We start from the raw sequence: 558 nt of genomic DNA on the forward strand, positions 1-558 counted from the left end.
GGTCATGGCCGACAATGCCGCGCTTGTCTGGGCCGCACCCGTGTTGTCGCGCCGCTTCGGGTTGCAACCGGGCGATTTCGCCGGCTGGATGGGCGCGCTGGTGCTGGTCAGCGGTCTGGGCGGCACGCTGCTGGGCGGCTTCACCGCTGATTTAGGGCAAAAGAGCGGACGGCGCGGCGGCCTGCTGATCGGGGCACTGGTCGCGGCGATCATCGGCGTGCCGGCGGCCCTGTTCCCGATCGCGCCTTCGGTGACGGGGCTCGCGACATCCGTCGCGCTCACCGTCCTCATCCCGAACGAGTTGCGGGGCCTGTGCATCGGGGCGTTCATCGCCTTTGCCGGCCTGATCGGCTTCGGCATCGCACCGTCGCTGGTGACCGGCGTCAGCGCGCTGCTGGGTGGGGAGGGCCATCTCGCCCCCGCTCTGGCGATCGTCGGCGGGGTCACGGGCGTGCTCTCGGTCGGCGCATTCTTCCTCGCGATCCGCCGTGCACCGCTATCTGCAACAGCGGACCTGTCAGATAGCTATTGACGACCTTTCATAAAGGTGCATGATGG

General features: G+C 68.3%; 1 protein-coding gene. It reads left to right on the plus strand.

Features of this window, described 5'->3' with window-relative positions:
* A partial coding sequence (locus tag AC0IYH_RS29140; protein ID WP_471837488.1) for a hypothetical protein occupies positions 1-532 on the plus strand: 532 nt, incomplete at its 5' end.
* Positions 533-558: the final 26 nt, after the last annotated feature.

This window comes from Pseudomonas sp. AC463, from assembly GCF_979253585.1.